Raw genomic sequence first — 16,357 nt, 5'->3', positions numbered from 1 at the left:
ACTGCCGCAGCGCTCAATCTCGAACTGACGTCGGCTCTTGATCCTCCGAGCCGCTGCTGGCCTGGCCGGTCAGGCGAGCGACTCGGCGCCTTCATCCAAAACAAGGTCCTGCCCGGTCAGCGCCCGTCGCCGACCGAAGGGCGGTGTTGACTATTAAAAGGAGACAACGATGAAACAACGATATGCCAAGGTGAGTCGCCGTGCTGCGCGCAACGGTTGGCCGACGCTTCTGCTGACAGGCGCCTGTTGCGTGCCAGCCTATGCACAGGAGGTTGCGGCAGCTGTGGCTCCGGCCGCTTCTGCCCCTGCGGCTGATGCCCCGGCTCCTGCGGCTGACGAGGCCGCCTCCAGTGCCAAACTCGAGACGGTCGTGGTCACGGCTCAGCGGGTGAGCCAGAACCTGCAGAAGACCTCGATTTCCACGGCCGTGGTGAGTGGCAAGGAGATCCGAGAGCAAGGGTTGAACCGCCTGGACACTGTGATTCAGGGCACGCCCGGCGTGGTGGTGCAGACTCAGCCGCGCGGTTATCTCGTGGCGGTGCGTGGCCTGGGCACCGACCTGTCGCCGGGCGTGGGGGACGGCGCAGTCGCCATCAATGTGGATGGGGCTTACAACGCCCGCCCCGAGGGTACGCAGGTCATGTACGACCTGGCCCGGGTGGAAGTGCTGCGCGGCCCGCAGTCCACCTTCTATGGCCGCTCCGGCCCCGGTGGCGTGGTGAACATCATCAGCAATGACCCAGGGTTCCACAACGAAGGTGCACTGGCGCTTGAACTCGGTTCCTACGGCACCCGTCGCGTGGAGGGCATGTTGAACCGCGAGTTGACGGACAACGTGGCCATTCGCGTGTCGGGCAGTGTGCTCAAGCACGACCCGTACTACAACAACGGCACCAGCGATGCCGACCAGAAATCGCTTCGCGCCAAGCTGTTGTTCGAGCTGAGCGAGGACATCTCCGCCCTGTTTGGCTTTGAGTACGTGGATCTCGGTGGCGCTGGTGCGGGCTACGTGCCCGCCTTCGCCGGCAACTCGGTGAAAGACCCGTGGAAAACGGCGAACCCGATCACGGGTCCGTCTGAGCGTTACATCGGCACCAAGTACTGGGCACAGCTCGACGCGAAAACCAGCCTTGGCAAGCTGACGATGCTCACCGCGACAAGCGGAGGCCATAACCACCAGTTCATCCCCACAGGTTCTTGGCTCATCGATGACGACGGGGAAGACCCCCACTCGCTGAGGCAGAACACGCTGGAAGTTCGCTTGGCGTCGCAACCCGTCGAGCACATGAAGACGCTTGTCGGCCTGTACTACTACGACAACGACATGCGCATCATCCAGCGACCGCTGACCGGTCCATTGGCTGGTGGGACGATCCACCAGAACTCGGGCGCCCGCTCGAAGGCAGTCTTCGGCAACGCCACCTACTCACTGACCAGCACCACCCGCGCGGTCGCGGGCGTGCGCTACACGATCGATGACAAGTGGCAGACAACGGACCGTTTCCCGGCCACGCCCGGCAACTCGTCGGGAACTTGGAAACGCACGGACTGGAAGCTCGGCCTCGAGCAAGACTTCGGCCCCAAGACCATGGGCTATGCCACCATTTCCACGGGCTATCGCCCCGGCGCCTGGAGCACGATGCCGCCGGACTACCCGGGCATCCGGCCGGAAAAGCTGCGTTCCTACGAACTGGGATGGAAGACCCAAAGTGCAGATGACCGTTGGCGCTTGAACACCGCGGTGTACTACTACGACTACCGCGACTATCAGGTACAGGACTTCTACGTCGATCCGGCGCTTGGCCCGGTGCTCGCGTTCTCCAACGCGCCCAAGGCGCGCAACATGGGCGCCGAAATCGAGGCGCAATGGCGGCCTGCCGAAGCCGATGCGCTGGGTGCTCGTGTGGGATACATCAACTCGCGCTTTCGCAGCACGATCGTGATCCACCCGGACGGCCAGAACGTCAGTGTCGACCTCAACGGCAGCACCCTGCCGCACTCGCCGACCTGGACGATCGGTGCGTATTACCAGCGCACCCTGTCTTTCGACAGCGGCAAGCTCGTGGCACGCCTTGATGGTCGCTATGTGACCAAGTACTACGTGTCGCCCAACGAGCAACCGCTTTCGATGCAGGACAACTTCTGGACAGGCGACTTCAACCTGACTTGGCGTCCGTCCCAAGGCGACTGGTCGATCAACGGTTACGTGAAGAACATTCACAACGTGTTCGTCAAAGACTTCTACAGCTCGGGCTGGCTGCGGGGTGGAGCGCCTCGTACCTACGGCATGGTCTGGAACAGGACTTTTCGGTGAGGCAAGTCTGATGTGACAGGGATTCTGCATATTTCGCTCACGCAGGATCTCTCTTGGTATTGCCGTGACGCACCCGAATTCGGTCATCGCCAGGAAGAAGGTCCGACCGGCTCAATCTGCCGTCTGGTTTGATCTGGTTGACCCGCGTAAGGTGCAGACATGCTCCGGAAAAGACTCCGGACGCACCAACAGGAGACAGTAGTGACCAAGCCCTTTCCCGCTGCATTGGCGGAAGGAATTGATGAACCTTGCCGCTTTGACATCGACGTCGCTGACCTCGAGGTGATCGACGGTGAGGTGCCCGCCGACATCGATGGCCTCTTCGTTCAGGCCGTGCCGGACCAGATGTATCCGCCTGAAGTCGCGCAGCTTTGGCCGATGACCGTGGCCGCAGGCGGTGACGGCGCGGTGCGGGCGTTCCGCATCAAGGACGGGTGTGTCGACTTCAAGACGCGCCACGTTCGCACCCAGCGGTACCTGCTGGAACAAGCCGCCCGTCGCTCCTTGTTCGGCAACTACCGAGACCCGTTCACCGACGACCCCAGCGTTGCAGGCAAAGACCGCACCACCGCCAACACGGCCGTGTACATGCACGCCGGCAGGCTGCTCGCTTCGAAGGAGGACGGGCTGCCCTACGAGATCGATCCGGTGACCCTGGATACCAAAGGGGTGTGGAATCCGGGCGGGAAGATCACCAGCAAGACCTTCACGGCCCATCCGAAGTGGGACCCGGCGAGCGGCGAAATGCACGGCTTCGGTTACGCGGCACGCGGCGAAACCACCCGTGACATAGCCTACTACGTCTTCGATGCGAACGGCGAGATGGTCCATGAGGCCTGGTTCGAGGCGCCGTACGCCGCGATGATCCACGACTGTGCGTTGACCGAGCACTACATGCTCTTCCCGTTGATGCCGTTGACCACCGACCTTGAGCGCCTGAAGGCCGGCGGCCAGCACTGGGTGTACGACCCCGACTTGCCCACCGTGATCGGCGTGATGCCGCGCAAGGGTCATTCCGACCAGGTGCGTTGGTTCCATGCGCCGCCCACCTTCACGGGTCACACCATCAACGCCTTCGAGGAGGACGGGCGCATCGTCTTCGACGCCTACGAGTGCGATGGCAACGGCTTTGCCGCGGTGATGCCGGACAAGCACGGTCGTATGGGCGACCCGTCAAAGGTCACGACCCGCGCTGTGCGTTGGCGCATCGATTACCACGCCGCCTCGGAAGACCTGACCGAACACCAGGTGCTCGCTGTCGTTGATGGCGAAGGTCCGCACATCGATCCGCGCCGGCTGTGCCAGTCGTACCGCCACGTGTTCGCGCCGACGCTGAACCGTTCGCGCCTCATCACCGATCGCAACGGTCGCGTGGTGCCCGTGTTCTTCAACCAGCTCACGCACTTCGATCTGACCACCGGTCACCGCGAGGACTGGTATGCAGGTGAAGGGGCGACGCTGCAGGACCCGGTGTACTTCCCCCGCAGCGCCACCGCCGATGAGGACGATGGCTACCTGATCGTCGTCTTGAACCGGCCGCTGGAAAAGTCCAACGAGCTGGTGATCCTTGAAACCCGCCGGCTCGCTGCCGGGCCTGTGGCTCGCCTCAAGCTGCCTGTGCGCCTGCGCCTGGGCATCCATTCGAACTGGATTGACGGTTCACTCATTCCGGCCTGGAGATAAGTTGATGACTACCCCTGACCATCCCTTCCACCTGGCGGATGCGTCCAGCACCGCAGGCACGCAGCAGCAGGCCAACAAGGAACTGGTGCTCAAGATGATGTCTTTGCTGGTGAACCCCGACACGGCCGAGCAGGTGCGCCCGCTCCTGACCGAGAGCTACATCCAGCACAACCCGAACATCGCCTCGGGTGTCGACTCGATCATCGCCTTCACGCGAACGCCGGAGGCGGCACGTGCGCGCCAGAACATGCGCCCGGCATCCGCGCCGCCCGTGCTTATCGCGGAAGGCGACAAGGTCGTGATGATGCTCGTGCGTGAGTTGCCGGACCCGCAAGATCCTTCGCGCACCTACAACTCGTACTGGTTTGATATGTGGCGCGTGGAGGACGGCAAGTTGGCCGAGCACTGGGACGGCGCCCTCAAGGAAACGCGCTGAAGCCAAAGGCGCCGCACTGCTGGAGCGGCGCCGAGCAGGAGACAAAGATGAGGAATTCGACCCGCATGCTCGCCGCACTGGGCAGTGGCGTTTGCATGGCGCTGGGGATGTCGGCGGTGTTCATGGGGTCGTTCCCCGTGTTCCTCGAGTCGGTCTCCGCTTCGATGGGATGGGGGCTGTCGGTATTTCCGCAGATCGTCCTGGTGGCCTCGGTGACCGGAGCGATTTGCAACCCCATCGCCGGCCGCTTCATCGACCGGGTCGACGTGCGCTGGCCGTTGCTCGCCGGCACGCTGAGCCTCGCCTTCGGCTTGTTCCTGCTCTCCACCATCGAAGCCCCGGGGCTGGTGTTCATAGGCGCGGGTGTGCTGATCGGCATGGGCGCTGCTCTGGGAGGCCCGCTGGCACACATCAAGGTCGTGTCCTCCTGGTTCGACCGGCGGCGCGGCATCGTGATGGGTCTCGTGCTCGCGATGTCGCCGATGCTGGCGCAGGCCGGCTTCGCCCCCTTGGTTCGCTGGCTCGTACAGGAATATGGCTGGCGCCAGTCCTACCGGTTGCTTGCGTTGGCCGTGTTGTTGATCGCGGGGGCGGCCGTGCTGGCGTTGGTTCGCACGCGACCGGCAGCTGCGCAGCCCCAAGAAGCCGTAGGCGGTCCCATGGCAGGCAGCGCTGGCTGGACCGCGCGGCAAGCGTTTCGTTCGCGAACCTTCTGGACATTGACCGTAGCTGAATGCCTCGTCGCCGGTGCGTTGATTGGGGCACAGGCTCACCTCGTGTCCTGGCAGCGTACCCGCGGAGTCAGCATTGACGTGTCGGCGTTGTTGCTGTCGGCTCAGGCGGTTGCAGGACTGGTGGGTTCGTTCGTCGTGGGCGCGATGCTCGACCGCCTTCGCTCTCGGTGGGCGACGGCCGGCATGTACCTCTTGCCTGCTGCTGCACTCCTCTTGATGGGGGTGGCCGACGGCCTGCCGATGCTGGTGACGGCCTCGGCCTTCATGGGCATGACGATGAGCGTGGTGGTGTTGCTCCTGCCCTATCTCGTCACACGGTTTTTCGGTCAGCGCGCGTCGGCCGAGATCCTCGGATTGGCGTTTGCTTGCAGCATGACGGCGATCGGGTGCGGACCATGGCTGATCGGCTTGGCTTTCGATGCCTCGGGTTCCTACAACGCTCCGATGATGGGTGCGGTCGCCGCCGCCGTGCTGGCTGCAGGTTTGATGGCCACGCTGAGCCCAAAGGCGTTCAAGGTCGTTCACGAGGCTGAAGCTCTGGACCCACTGCGTACCGGCCAGGGGCCGTTTGTTGCGCCGAAAGTCTTGTCCTGATCGGTTCCCTTGTCATTGGAATCTCACATGTCCAAGACCCCCCACAGTCCGCCAGTCTCGACCGACGAAGAACGCGAAGGCCTGTCCGTTCTCTACGCCAGCGTGGTGGGGGACGAAGCGGTCCGCACGAAGCTGCCGTTGACGGTGGCGCATGAACTTGAAGAACGCTTCATTCGAGAGGGCTGGCCCCACGGCCGGCTCTATGGCACCGAAGCCGAATTGGCGGCCTTTTACGGTGTCGGGCGCGACGTGATGCGTGAGACGGTGCGAGTCCTGGAGGTCAGGGAGACTGCCGTCATGCGCCGAGGCGCCCAAGGCGGGCTGGAACTGCGGGGACCCACGGCACTGCACGTGACCCGCATGCTGCAAGGCTTCTCGCATATCGCTGCGTTGCCTTGGTCAGACCTGCTGGACACATGGTGTGCGCTGCACGTGGCTGCCATGCGCCAACTGACCGAGTGCAGTGACATGTCGCTGCCGGTGCTGGATGTGGCGCCCGGAGAGAGCGCGGTCGCGGCGCTCCGACGCTTTGCTCAACGCCTGATGGCCTGCGCTGGCAACACCGTGTTGACGCGATTTGCCGAGCTGCTCGGGCCCATGCTGCCTCCGGTGATGAACTGCCGGCCGAGCGCCTGGTTTGAGCCATTGCTGCGTGCGGTGATTGCCGACCTTCGGCAAGGACGTGCGCTCGAAGCGGTTCGCCGGGCCGAACGGCTCTTTCGCGCTGTCGAGCGGCACAACCTGCAGGCCTTGAGGCGGCAACAGGGTGACCGTCCTGTTGACATGGCACTTCCCCCGGATGATCTGGCGCGTCACCTGCGCATGCCCGCATTGAGTGTCATGCGTGGGTTGATGGACAGCGTTGATCCTCGAGACTGGGCGCGTGGCGTGCCCATCGGCAACGAGCTTGACCTGTGCGAACGGTTCGGAGTCGACCGCAGCGTGATCCGCCAGGCCATCCGGATGATGGAAGACGCCGGCACTGCGGTGACGCTGCCTGGTCGCGGGCATGGCCTCGTGACGCGCCGGCCCGGCACGGCCTCGATCAGCAGGTTGTTGTGCATCTTCCTCGTGTCGCAGCGGGTGCCAAAGACCGACGTCGAATCGGCCTTCCGCCAGCTCTCCATCGAAGTGGCCGTGCTGGGTGCGGGCAAGGCCGTTCGGCGTGGTGATGCCGCGGCGGTGCGCGTGGTGGAGGAGCATCTGCAGCACCTGCTCAGTGGCCAACAGAGTGTTTCGGCGCTGCAGCCCATCGAGCGTCTGCAGGGCTGCCTGGCGGGCAACGACCTGCTTGTCGCCTGCCTGGATGGCGTCAAGGCCTTCCTGTCCTGGGACATGGGTGAGCAACTCATGCTGCCCTATTGGGCGGTCGACCTGTATGTCGCCGCGACCCAGGCGGTGCTTGACGCGATTGCCGATGGCGACAGGGCCGAGGCTGCCCGCCTCCAGTCTCAAAAGCTTGATGTCATGAAGCGTTGTCGCGACCGGATCGGTTCGGCGCTTCCTTCGCAGCCCGCCGCTCCGGCAACTGCAAATTTTTCTCACGAAGCAAAGGATGAATCCCATGGATCAGCTCAACCCCTCGTTCGCAAAGCTCGACGCCTCGGGATTGTTGGCGGCCTCGACGTGGACGGACAAGACGTTTGATGGTGCCTGGCATGACGCCAGCAGCGGACGCATAGAAGTCGCGGAGCCCGCGACCGGCACGTTGCTGGGCACGGTAGGCGCGAGCAGTCCGGCTGCGGTGCTGGCCGCTGTGCCAGTGGCACAGCAGGCCCAGCGCGCGTGGGCGGCAACCTCCACCGACGAACGTGCGGCGTTGCTGCGGCGTGCGGCGGCGTTGATGGAAGAACACCGGGACACCTTGGTGGAATGGATCATCCGCGAGACCGGTGGTTTGCCTGGCAAGGCACAGACCGAGATGGCCGGCACCATCGGCGAGCTGTACCACTCGGCCGCGCTGCTCATCGAGCCACAGGGTCATGTGCTGCCCTCGCACGATCCGGACCGCATGAGCCTGGCCCGGCGGATCCCTCTCGGCGTGGTGGGCGTCATCACGCCCTGGAACTTCCCGCTGCTGCTGGCCATGCGTTCGGTGGCCCCGGCACTGGCGCTGGGCAATGCCGTCATCCTGAAACCCGATCCGCAGACGCCGATCACCGGCGGCGTGGTGCTCGCCCGCGTTTTCGAAGCGGCCGGTCTGCCCGCAGGCTTGCTGCAAGTGGTGAACGGCGCGGCCGACGTCGGTGAGGCGCTGGTTACCGCGCCTGGCGTGCGGCTGATCACGTTCACCGGCTCAACCGCGGTGGGGCGCCGAGTCGGCGAGTTGGCGGGACGGCACCTGAAGAAGGTGTCGCTGGAACTGGGCGGCAAGAGCCCGTTCATCGTGCTCGACGATGCCGACATCGATGCTGCCGCCTCCGCCGGCGCCTGGGGCTCATTCCTGCACCAGGGCCAGATCTGCATGGCCTCCGGCCGCCACATCGTCGTGCGCAGCGTGGCTGACGCCTACCTCGAGTCGTTGTCGCAGCGTGCCGCGCGCCTGCCGGTCGGCGATCCCTTCCGTCAAGAGGTCGCGATCGGCCCGATCATCAACCGCAAGCAGATCGCCCGCGTGCACGAACTCGTCACGCAAACGGTGTCGGCCGGCGCGACTCTCTTGGCCGGGGGCAACTTCGAAGGCCCGTACTACCGTCCCACCGTGCTGGCCAATGTGCGCCCTGGCATGCCGGCCTACGACCATGAGATCTTCGGTCCGGTCGCGCCGGTGATCGTCGCGGACGACGAAGAGCATGCGATAGCACTGGCCAATGACACCGATTACGGACTGTCCGGCGCGGTGTACACCGCTTCGCTGGATCGCGGCCTGCGCGTCGCTCGCGCGATCCGCTCGGGCATGGTGCACATCAACGACCAGACCATCTCCGACCTGCCTGGCATTCCGATGGGCGGCATGGGTGCGTCGGGCAACGGCTCGCGGTTTGGCAGCACCACCAACTGGGACGAGTTCACCGAATGGCAATGGATGACGCTGGGCACCAAACCTGCGCGTTACCCGTTCTGACGTACTGAGGTTCTCATGATTCCCCTGTTCGAAAGAGCAGGGCGGCGGCCTCTGGTCGTTGCCCTGGGCGGAAGCCTGCACGGCTCATCATCCACGCAGAAGGCCTTGCAGCTTCTGCTGGACCAGGCAGCCGATGCCGGCTGCGACACCTGTTTGATCACCGGCCAAGCCTTGGACCTGCCGTTCTACACCTACGGTGCGGATAAGCGGACCGAGGCAGCACGCTACCTGGTGGACAAATTGCGCCGTGCCGATGGCCTGTACATCGGCTCACCGGTTTACCACGGCTCCATCTCCGGCGTGGTGAAGAACGCGCTGGACTATGCGGAAGACCTGCGCGACGACGAGCGCGCCTATTTCAGCGGCCGCGCGGTTGGCTCGTTGACGACGGGTGGTGGTTGGCAGGGATGTGTGGGCACGCTCGGAGCGCTAAGAGACGTGGTGCATGCACTGCGAGGTTGGAACACACCGTTCGGCGTACCGATCCACACCGGAGGCGAACCGGTATTTGATGCCGAAGGACGTTGCCTGAGCGAATCGATTCAGCGCCAGCTGACTCTTCTCGGTCAACAGGTGCTCGACAGCCTCGGCATTGCTGCCAAAGCGACGTCTAGTTAAGTCAGCGCCTGTTTCCTAGCATGGCTCCATAAGCGTTGGGCGCGCAGGGCAGTCCCGACACAACACCACGTTAGGAGACAGGAAAGATGATGGACGAACCGGCATTGCACCGGCTGGGTGAGCAATACCTGCAGGCCTTACGGCAGGGGGACTCCGAGTTGGTCCCATTGGCGCGCCACCACCGTGCCACCGAGAACCTCAAAGAGGTGCCCGTGGGTGCGGGGCTTTGGCGGGGTGCCCAGGCGTTCTTGGGCGTTCAGGCCTTTGCCGATGCGGTGCAGCACCAGTGGTGCTGCCTGGGCGTGGTGGTGATCGAGGGCCAGCGGCGCCCGTTTGCCCTGCGCTTGGGTTGTGGAGACGGCCAGGTGTGCGAAGCCGAGGCCGTGGTGGGCTCCGATCCGAAGGGCCACTTCGCCGACGTGGACCAACTGCTGCGCCCCGACGTGCTGTACGACGCACCAGTGCCGCCGGCGCGGAGTGTGGACCGCGCTGGCCTGCAGCGCGCTGCCGACAGCTATTGGAGCGCGCTGCAGGAGAGCGATGGTTCGATGGCGCGCTTTGACTACCGCTGCGACCGCTACGACAACGGCAAGAAGATCACCAACAACCTTTCCACGCTGCTGTCGCCGGATGCCGCCGTGCACACCGTGGCCAGCTGCGTGAACGCCACGCGTGGTGCGCGACCGCTGGCGCGGGGACGCAGCTATCCGGTGCTTGATGTGGGTCGTGGCGTGGCCATCAGCCTGGTCACGGTGGACTTTCATCCGGTGCCGAACAGCCCCCGGCCGGACAACGGCTCCTTCTACATGATGGCCGTCTTCAAGGTGGTCGATGGGCACATCCGCCAGATCGACGAGATCCGGGAAATCTTGCCGCTGGGCGTCGCGCTGGCGTGGTGAGTGGCCCCCTTCGTTCTACGGCGTCACGCCTCCTCAACTTCAGGAACATCCATGTCCACAGCTTCTCAAACTTCCATTCACGAGTCTCCTTACAGCACCCCGGCAGGGCGGCGCATCCGCGATGCCGTGGCCGAACTGGTGCCGTTGATCCGCAAGAACGCCCTCGAGGGTGAGCGACTGGGTTGCCTGCCGCCCGAGACGCTGCAGGCATTGCACGCGACCGGTCTTTTTCGCATCTCCGTGCCGCAAGAGTTCGGCGGCGAGGCGCTTGGAGCCCGCGACCTGGCAGAGATCGTCAGCACCGTTGCGCGCGGCGATGGCTCGGCCGGCTGGACCACCATGATCGCCAGCGGCTTCGCCCGCGTGATGCTGACGTTCCCGGACCAGGCAGTGGCCGAGGTCTACGGGCGCGCTCGGGAGTGGCCCGGCCCGGTGGTGGCCAGCGCGTCGCTGTTCTCCGACAAGATCCAACGCGCCCGGCGCGTCGAGGGCGGCTACATCGTTGCCAAGGGCAATCAGTGGGGGTTCGGCAGCGGCAGCAAGCATGCGGCCTTCGTCGTCGTCGGAGCCGAGGTCGAGTCGGCGGACGGCCAGGTTGAGCGGCTGATGGTGCTGCTGGAGAAGGGCCAGTACGAGATCGTCGACGACTGGCAGGTGATGGGGCTGAGCGGCTCGTCGAGCAACAGCATCCGCACGGTTGACGAGGTGTTCGTGCCCGAGCACCGGGTGGCGGCTCTGGCCGAATTTCCGAAGCGCCTGGATGGCTTGCACAAGCGATTCAAAGGCCCGGGCTATGCCCTGGTCGACGGGCGCGGGCTGATGCTCATCGTCGCGATGGACACGATGGCCATCACATTGGGCATGGCGCAAGGCACGTTCGATTGCTTCGTCGAGCAATCGCGCAACCGCAAGCCGTTCAACCTGCCCTACGACACCGTGGCCGCAACGCCGTCCGTTCAGGTCGTCGCCGGCAAGACCCGCGCCATGATCAATGCGGCACAGGCGCTGATCTTCTCGCGCGCCGACTACATCGATCGCAAGGCCGCTGCGGGCGAAGCGTTCGGCGCGGCCGAGGAGGCCGAAATCATGATGGACCTCGTGCATGCCGGCAACGTCTGTGGCGCGGCGATCGACATGATCCAGATCGCGGTCGGCTCTGCGACGGTGAGCCTGAAGAATCCGATCCAGCGCTTTGCACGTGACGTGCGCGTCGCGCTCACCCACGGTTCGACGCGCCTGGACCCGGCGGCCGAGATCAGCGGCCGGCAGCTCATGGGCTTGCCTCCGTTCTCTTCCGGCATGGCGGCCGTTCCCGGCGTCGACAAAGCCCACCGGAAGGCCGCCGCGATCGCGGCCTAAGCCTGCCCCTTAGGTTTCACCTTTCCCACCTTCATGAACCTCGATCTTTCTCAACGTCGCGCCCTCGTCACTGGTAGCAGCTCGGGCATCGGCGAATGCATCGCGATGTCGTTGGCCAGCGCCGGCGCCCATGTCATCGTGCACGGCCGGGATGCCGCGCGCACCGCTCGCACCGCCGCTGCTATCCGCGAACAGGGCGGCAAGGCCGATGAAGTGCTGGGCGACTTGAAGTTGCCCGGTCAAGCCGACGCCGTGGCTCAACAGGTACTGGACCTGGGCGGCGTGGATATCCTCGTCAACAACGCCGGAGGACGTCACGGACCCTGGACGCGCGACGGTTGGTTCCATACCGACGAGCACACCTGGATCGAGACCTACAAGCAGAACGTCGTGGGCACCGCTACGTTGATTCGTAGGCTGGTGCCGGCCATGACCGAGCGCAGCTGGGGACGGGTGATACAAATCGCCAGTGCGGTGGCCTTGCATCAGCCGCCGCATTTCCCCGACTACCAAGCGGCCAAGGCTGCCGAGATCAACCTGTCGCGCAGCCTCTCGCGCAGCCTCGCAGGCACCGGCGTCACGGCCAATGCGATCAGCGCCGGGATCATCCACACGCCCGGGTCGGATAACGAGCTGGTGAGCATCGCCGCAGAGCTGAAGATGGAGGGCGGGTGGCAGGCCCACGAGCGAAAGATCGCCGTCGACATCTTCCGTCAGAGCGTGCCGCGCATCGGTCGCCCCATGGATATCGCCGCGGCAGTGACTTTCCTCGCGAGTCCCAGTGCCGACTTCATCACCGGGGTCAACCTGGTGATCGACGGCGGCATCTGACGCCCTGAAAGGCCAGTATGTTGACCATCGGCGCCACGCTGAAACGTCTGGTTTTGGCTTCCAGTCAGGCGGAGTGCGTGTCCGCCTTTTACAGGGACGCATTTGGCTATGAGCTCAGTCGCGTCGGAGAGATGCATCGCTGCGAGGCCGGCCAGAGGTCGATCTGGCTGAAAGCAGGTAGGCCCAACCAATTGCTGGAAGCGCACTGGCAGTTTGCCGAAACAGACGACTTCGCCCGATTCACGGAAGGTCTGATACGCCGAGGCGTTGGATTCGTGCGTAGCAGCGACGAGGAGGGTGATTGCGTTGTATTAACGGATCCCACAGGCTGCCATTTGCGTTTTCGTTGTGGAGGCCCGCATTCTCCGGTTGTGGGCGGTCGACTTCCCGCGCGATTGCAGCACTACGCCGTTCGGTCTCCTAAACCGGCTGAACTGGCGGATTTCTACATTCATGAGCTTGGATTCGTCCCGTCAGACTGGGTGTATGACGACAAAGGCGATGTGAGCGCTGTGTTCCTCCGGACCGATGATGAACACCACGCTCTGGCTGTGTTCCGAGCGCCCGCTACCAGTTTTGATCATTTCTCTTGCGAAAGCTCGGATTGGAACGGCCTCAGAGATTGGGCGGACCACATGAGCAAGGCACGCCATGAGTTGGCTTGGGGTATTGGCCGCCATGGCCCTGGGAATGACACGTTTTTCATGGTGCGCGACCCTGATGGCAATCTGGCAGAGATTTCATGCGATCTTGAGAAGTGCCCGGAAGATCGCGAGGCCGGACGTTGGCGCCATGAACCCCGCACCCTCAATCTCTGGGGGTCGGCCATCATGCGTAGTTAGGCCATTAAGCCCATTGATCGATAGTTAAGGAACTTAGAAATATGAAACTCATTTCGTATTCCCGCGATGGGGTGGCCTCATGCGGTCTTTGGGTGAGCGACGGAATCATCGACTTGCCACAACGCCTGGGAGCCCATGCGCAGGACCTGAAAACTCTGTTGGCCAACGACTTGCTCGAGCAGGCGGCGAAATACTGCGACGAGGCGCCTGACTTTGCGCTCGCGGATGTTCGGTTGAACCCCGTGATACCCAATCCGCGAAACATACTTTGCGTGGGCCTCAACTACGAAGACCACCGGGTCGAGACTAAGAGACCGAAGGTCGACTATCCAACGATATTCATGCGTGTGGCCGAGTCCTTGCAGGCGCATGGCGCGGCTCTGGTGATTCCGCAGGAATCAAGCCAGTTTGACTATGAGGGCGAACTCGCTGTCATTATTGGTAAGGAGGGTCGGCGTATTTCAGAATCGCAGGCTTGGCGTCATGTTGCCGGCGTGTCCTGTTTCAACGAAGGAACAGTGCGCGATTGGCAATACCACACGCATCAGTTTGGACCGGGCAAGAATTTCCCGAAAACGGGCGCCTTTGGGCCGGCACTGATTACGCTGGATGAACTGCCGGATGATCGGGTACTGACACTGGAGACCCGAGTGAATGGCGAGGTAAGGCAGACCGCCACGACTTCCCAAATGCTGTTTCCTATCCCCAAATTGATCGAGTACTGCTCGACCTTCATGACGCTGTATCCGGGTGACGTCATTGTTTCGGGCACGCCAGGTGGCGTTGGTGCGAAACGCCAACCCCCGAGTTGGCTGAGCGATGGCGATGTCGTGGAAGTTGAGATCACAAATGTCGGTACGCTGAGGAACGTCTGCCGGAAGGAGCTGCGCAACGACGCGTGAGGTTCGCCGATGTCTAGGAACTGCTCGCACCTTGAGTCTCGTGACGGGCAAGTTCCAGATCACCAGAGCGCGGCGCGCGCGTCAGGCACCAGAAACAGACCAGGGCCATGACGTCGAACGCGGCGCCCGCAAGCCCAAGCGCCTCATAGCCCGACAGCTTCGCCAAGGTGCCACCCAGCACCGGGCCGATGGCTGAGCCGATCATCACCATCGCCGGCGTGGCGGCGACCACGCGGCCTGTGACGTCCATCCGGGCGAGCGTGCCAAAGGCGAATGTGTGGGTGAACAACATCACTGCGACGAACACCGAAGCGGCGACGGCGAACGGCGCCACCGCGTGGCTGAGGGCGATCGTGAGCGCCAGAACGCCCTGAATCGCCGGCCCGGCGCAGAGCACGATCGTTGCATTGAGTCGACGCTCCAGGAACGCTGCCAGGCCACTTGGAAACATATTCACAAAGCCGATGGCGACCAGCAGCGCAGTCAGCGTAGCGGTGCCGAATCCGCGTTCCGAGCCCATGCGCTCGAGGAAGCTGTACACCATCGCCTGCACGAGTGCCATGGCCCCGATGCCGGCAATGCCGAACCACACGCGCGACGGGAGCCTCGCTCCCGATTCACGAAACGATCGTGACGCCTGCGTCTCGGCATCGGCCACCGGGAAGCGCCAGGCCGCAAGCAGCGCCGCGATAGCCATCGCCACGCCCAAGGCGTAGAAGAGCGCCGCCCCACCGAAGCGCATCATCAACTGGGGCGCGGCCCCGAGCAGCAGCACCGCGAAGACGCCGAGTGCCATGCCGGCCATGCCGAACAGGCGATGTGGATTCGCGCTGCGACCGATCGTGCCGTGCGTGAAAGATAGCCCGGCACCGGCTGCGACGCCACCGACCGCATGCAGCAACGCGAGCAGGTCGAAGCGTCGCAAGGTCGCCGATGCAAAGAAGCACGCCGAAGCAACGGCGAATCCGACCGTGGCGGCCAGGCGGCCGTCGATCCGATTGAAGCGTGGCGCCAAAAACAAGCTCGCCACGACGGCGCCAAGCAGAAACAGCGTGACCAGACCGCCTGCCTGTTGAGGGTCAAGCAAATAGGTGGCGACCAAGGTCCCCACCCAAAGCGGCAGCGCCACCATGTCCACCATGCCGGCGCAGTGGCTGGTCATCAGCACGAGCCGGCCGATGCCGCTCTTCGTTGTCGTTCTCATTGTTGTCTCCATGTGTGCAGAACGGCTCTGGCTACTCGTCCCCGACGAGGCCTCCGGCCAGGATGATCTCGGTCGTCTCGTTGAAGTGGGCACGGAGCAGTTGGCACGCGAGGCCCGCGTTGCGCGACATCGCAGCGTCCATCAGGCTTTGGTGCTCGGCTGCCACGTCGCGCCCGCGTTCACGTGTCGTCTGTTTGGCGAGGTTGCGGTAGCGCTCCGACTTGTCGTACAGCAGCGTGCACAGCCGCAGGGTCCACGACGACGAGCACCCGCCAACCAGCGTCTCGTGGAAGGCACGGTGCACCGCCGACCATTGGGTGGCCAGTTCCGGCGAGGTCGGCGCCGGTGCGCGCGACAGCCTGTGGAAGGCGCTCAGCAGGCGCGACTCCCACTCGATGTCGCCGTGTTCGATGGCCAACTGCAAGGCCATCTGCTCGATGCGCACGCGGGTCTCGGTCAGGTCGAGCAAGTCGGCTCGAGAAACCGACGTCACGCTGAAGCCACGCTGGTCTGCACAGGCGACCAGTCCTTCGGGAACCAGACGCGACAGCGCCTCGCGGATTGCGGTGGCTCCGACTTGATAGCGCTCGCTCAGCGCCTGGATGGGCAGCCGTTCACGGGGCAGCAACTCGCCGCCGAGGATGTCGGACCGAAGCCGCTCGAAGGCGATTGAAGTGAGGCTGCGCGCGGACGCAGCGATCGGCGGAAGTTCCATGGGGCGATCGACAAGCAAGGCCGCGATTTGGCCGGATCTGCCCGCCGCGCACATCGTTCATTTGGACCAGTCGATTCCACCGTGGTTTGTCGACGATCCGATACCTAGCATGCGCCGCAATCGATTCGTCGATTTTCCTCAGCACCGTTGAAAACAAGATCG

The 16,357-nt window shown here is 64.0% G+C and carries 14 protein-coding genes; 12 read left to right on the top strand and 2 right to left on the bottom strand.

Annotated features, from left to right (window positions below):
- Positions 1–169: 169 nt before the first annotated feature.
- From ASC95_RS29605 to ASC95_RS29555, 12 genes are all read left to right on the top strand, one after another.
- A complete protein-coding gene (locus ASC95_RS29605; protein ID WP_057301295.1) occupies positions 170–2,314 on the top strand; it encodes a TonB-dependent receptor in 2,145 nt (714 codons plus the stop codon).
- 201 nt (positions 2,315–2,515) lie between these two features.
- Positions 2,516–3,997: a carotenoid oxygenase family protein gene (locus tag ASC95_RS29600; protein WP_057301294.1), complete on the top strand. Its 1,482-nt coding sequence runs from the start codon at positions 2,516–2,518 to the stop codon at positions 3,995–3,997.
- 4 nt (positions 3,998–4,001) lie between these two features.
- Positions 4,002–4,433: a nuclear transport factor 2 family protein gene (locus tag ASC95_RS29595; protein ID WP_056877419.1), complete on the top strand. Its 432-nt coding sequence runs from the start codon at positions 4,002–4,004 to the stop codon at positions 4,431–4,433.
- 47 nt (positions 4,434–4,480) lie between these two features.
- Complete coding sequence (locus ASC95_RS29590) at positions 4,481–5,761, top strand: MFS transporter (RefSeq protein WP_082568235.1); 1,281 nt, start codon at positions 4,481–4,483, stop codon at positions 5,759–5,761.
- Positions 5,762–5,788: 27 nt separating this feature from the next.
- Complete coding sequence (locus tag ASC95_RS29585) at positions 5,789–7,408, top strand: FadR/GntR family transcriptional regulator (RefSeq protein WP_057301293.1); 1,620 nt, start codon at positions 5,789–5,791, stop codon at positions 7,406–7,408.
- A complete protein-coding gene (locus tag ASC95_RS29580) occupies positions 7,326–8,825 on the top strand; it encodes an aldehyde dehydrogenase family protein (RefSeq protein WP_057301292.1) in 1,500 nt (499 codons plus the stop codon). Before ASC95_RS29585 ends, ASC95_RS29580 begins: the two co-directional genes overlap by 83 nt.
- Before the next feature lie 15 nt (positions 8,826–8,840).
- The gene (locus ASC95_RS29575) at positions 8,841–9,443 is read left to right on the top strand and encodes an NADPH-dependent FMN reductase (RefSeq protein ID WP_057301291.1); all 603 of its coding nucleotides are present in this window, start codon (positions 8,841–8,843) and stop codon (positions 9,441–9,443) included.
- A gap of 86 nt (positions 9,444–9,529) precedes the next feature.
- On the top strand, positions 9,530–10,342 hold the full coding sequence (locus tag ASC95_RS29570; protein ID WP_200960232.1) for a hypothetical protein: 813 nt from the start codon (positions 9,530–9,532) through the stop codon (positions 10,340–10,342).
- 51 nt (positions 10,343–10,393) lie between these two features.
- Positions 10,394–11,701 (top strand): acyl-CoA dehydrogenase family protein, encoded by a 1,308-nt coding sequence (locus ASC95_RS29565; RefSeq protein ID WP_057301290.1) that lies wholly within the window; start codon positions 10,394–10,396, stop codon positions 11,699–11,701.
- Positions 11,702–11,734: 33 nt separating this feature from the next.
- Entirely contained in the window at positions 11,735–12,532 is a 798-nt protein-coding gene (locus tag ASC95_RS29560) for an SDR family NAD(P)-dependent oxidoreductase (RefSeq protein ID WP_057301289.1), read from the top strand.
- 17 nt (positions 12,533–12,549) lie between these two features.
- On the top strand, positions 12,550–13,374 hold the full coding sequence (locus ASC95_RS30280) for a VOC family protein (RefSeq protein ID WP_082568234.1): 825 nt from the start codon (positions 12,550–12,552) through the stop codon (positions 13,372–13,374).
- 41 nt (positions 13,375–13,415) lie between these two features.
- Entirely contained in the window at positions 13,416–14,276 is an 861-nt protein-coding gene (locus tag ASC95_RS29555; protein WP_057301288.1) for a fumarylacetoacetate hydrolase family protein, read from the top strand.
- A 13-nt stretch (positions 14,277–14,289) separates the two neighbouring features.
- Here ASC95_RS29555 and ASC95_RS29550 read toward each other — a convergent pair whose 3' ends face one another.
- Positions 14,290–15,480 carry an MFS transporter gene (locus ASC95_RS29550; RefSeq protein WP_057301287.1) on the bottom strand — a complete coding sequence of 397 codons (1,191 nt, stop codon included), beginning with the start codon at positions 15,478–15,480 and terminating at the stop codon, positions 14,290–14,292.
- Between the two features lie 31 nt (positions 15,481–15,511).
- On the bottom strand, positions 15,512–16,213 hold the full coding sequence (locus tag ASC95_RS29545) for a GntR family transcriptional regulator (protein ID WP_235538090.1): 702 nt from the start codon (positions 16,211–16,213) through the stop codon (positions 15,512–15,514).
- Positions 16,214–16,357: the final 144 nt, after the last annotated feature.

It is taken from the genome of Pelomonas sp. Root1217 (assembly GCF_001425705.1).
Classification (GTDB): Bacteria; Pseudomonadota; Gammaproteobacteria; order Burkholderiales; family Burkholderiaceae_C; genus Pelomonas.
The sequence above is the reverse complement of the archived record's forward strand: the minus strand, read 5'-3'. Positions and strand labels throughout refer to the sequence as shown.

Bases quoted from the DNA above. Each gene is read 5' to 3' on its own strand.
- ASC95_RS29605 (WP_057301295.1), top strand. From the start codon at position 170: ATGAAACAACGATATGCCAAGGTGAGTCGCCGTGCTGCGCGCAACGGT.
- ASC95_RS29595 (WP_056877419.1), top strand. From the start codon at position 4,002: ATGACTACCCCTGACCATCCCTTCCACCTGGCGGATGCGTCCAGCACC.
- ASC95_RS29590 (WP_082568235.1), top strand. From the start codon at position 4,481: ATGAGGAATTCGACCCGCATGCTCGCCGCACTGGGCAGTGGCGTTTGC.
- ASC95_RS29585 (WP_057301293.1), top strand. From the start codon at position 5,789: ATGTCCAAGACCCCCCACAGTCCGCCAGTCTCGACCGACGAAGAACGC.
- ASC95_RS29580 (WP_057301292.1), top strand. From the start codon at position 7,326: ATGGATCAGCTCAACCCCTCGTTCGCAAAGCTCGACGCCTCGGGATTG.
- ASC95_RS29575 (WP_057301291.1), top strand. From the start codon at position 8,841: ATGATTCCCCTGTTCGAAAGAGCAGGGCGGCGGCCTCTGGTCGTTGCC.
- ASC95_RS29570 (WP_200960232.1), top strand. From the start codon at position 9,530: ATGATGGACGAACCGGCATTGCACCGGCTGGGTGAGCAATACCTGCAG.
- ASC95_RS29565 (WP_057301290.1), top strand. From the start codon at position 10,394: ATGTCCACAGCTTCTCAAACTTCCATTCACGAGTCTCCTTACAGCACC.
- ASC95_RS29560 (WP_057301289.1), top strand. From the start codon at position 11,735: ATGAACCTCGATCTTTCTCAACGTCGCGCCCTCGTCACTGGTAGCAGC.
- ASC95_RS30280 (WP_082568234.1), top strand. From the start codon at position 12,550: ATGTTGACCATCGGCGCCACGCTGAAACGTCTGGTTTTGGCTTCCAGT.
- ASC95_RS29555 (WP_057301288.1), top strand. From the start codon at position 13,416: ATGAAACTCATTTCGTATTCCCGCGATGGGGTGGCCTCATGCGGTCTT.
- ASC95_RS29550 (WP_057301287.1), bottom strand. From the start codon at position 15,480: ATGAGAACGACAACGAAGAGCGGCATCGGCCGGCTCGTGCTGATGACC.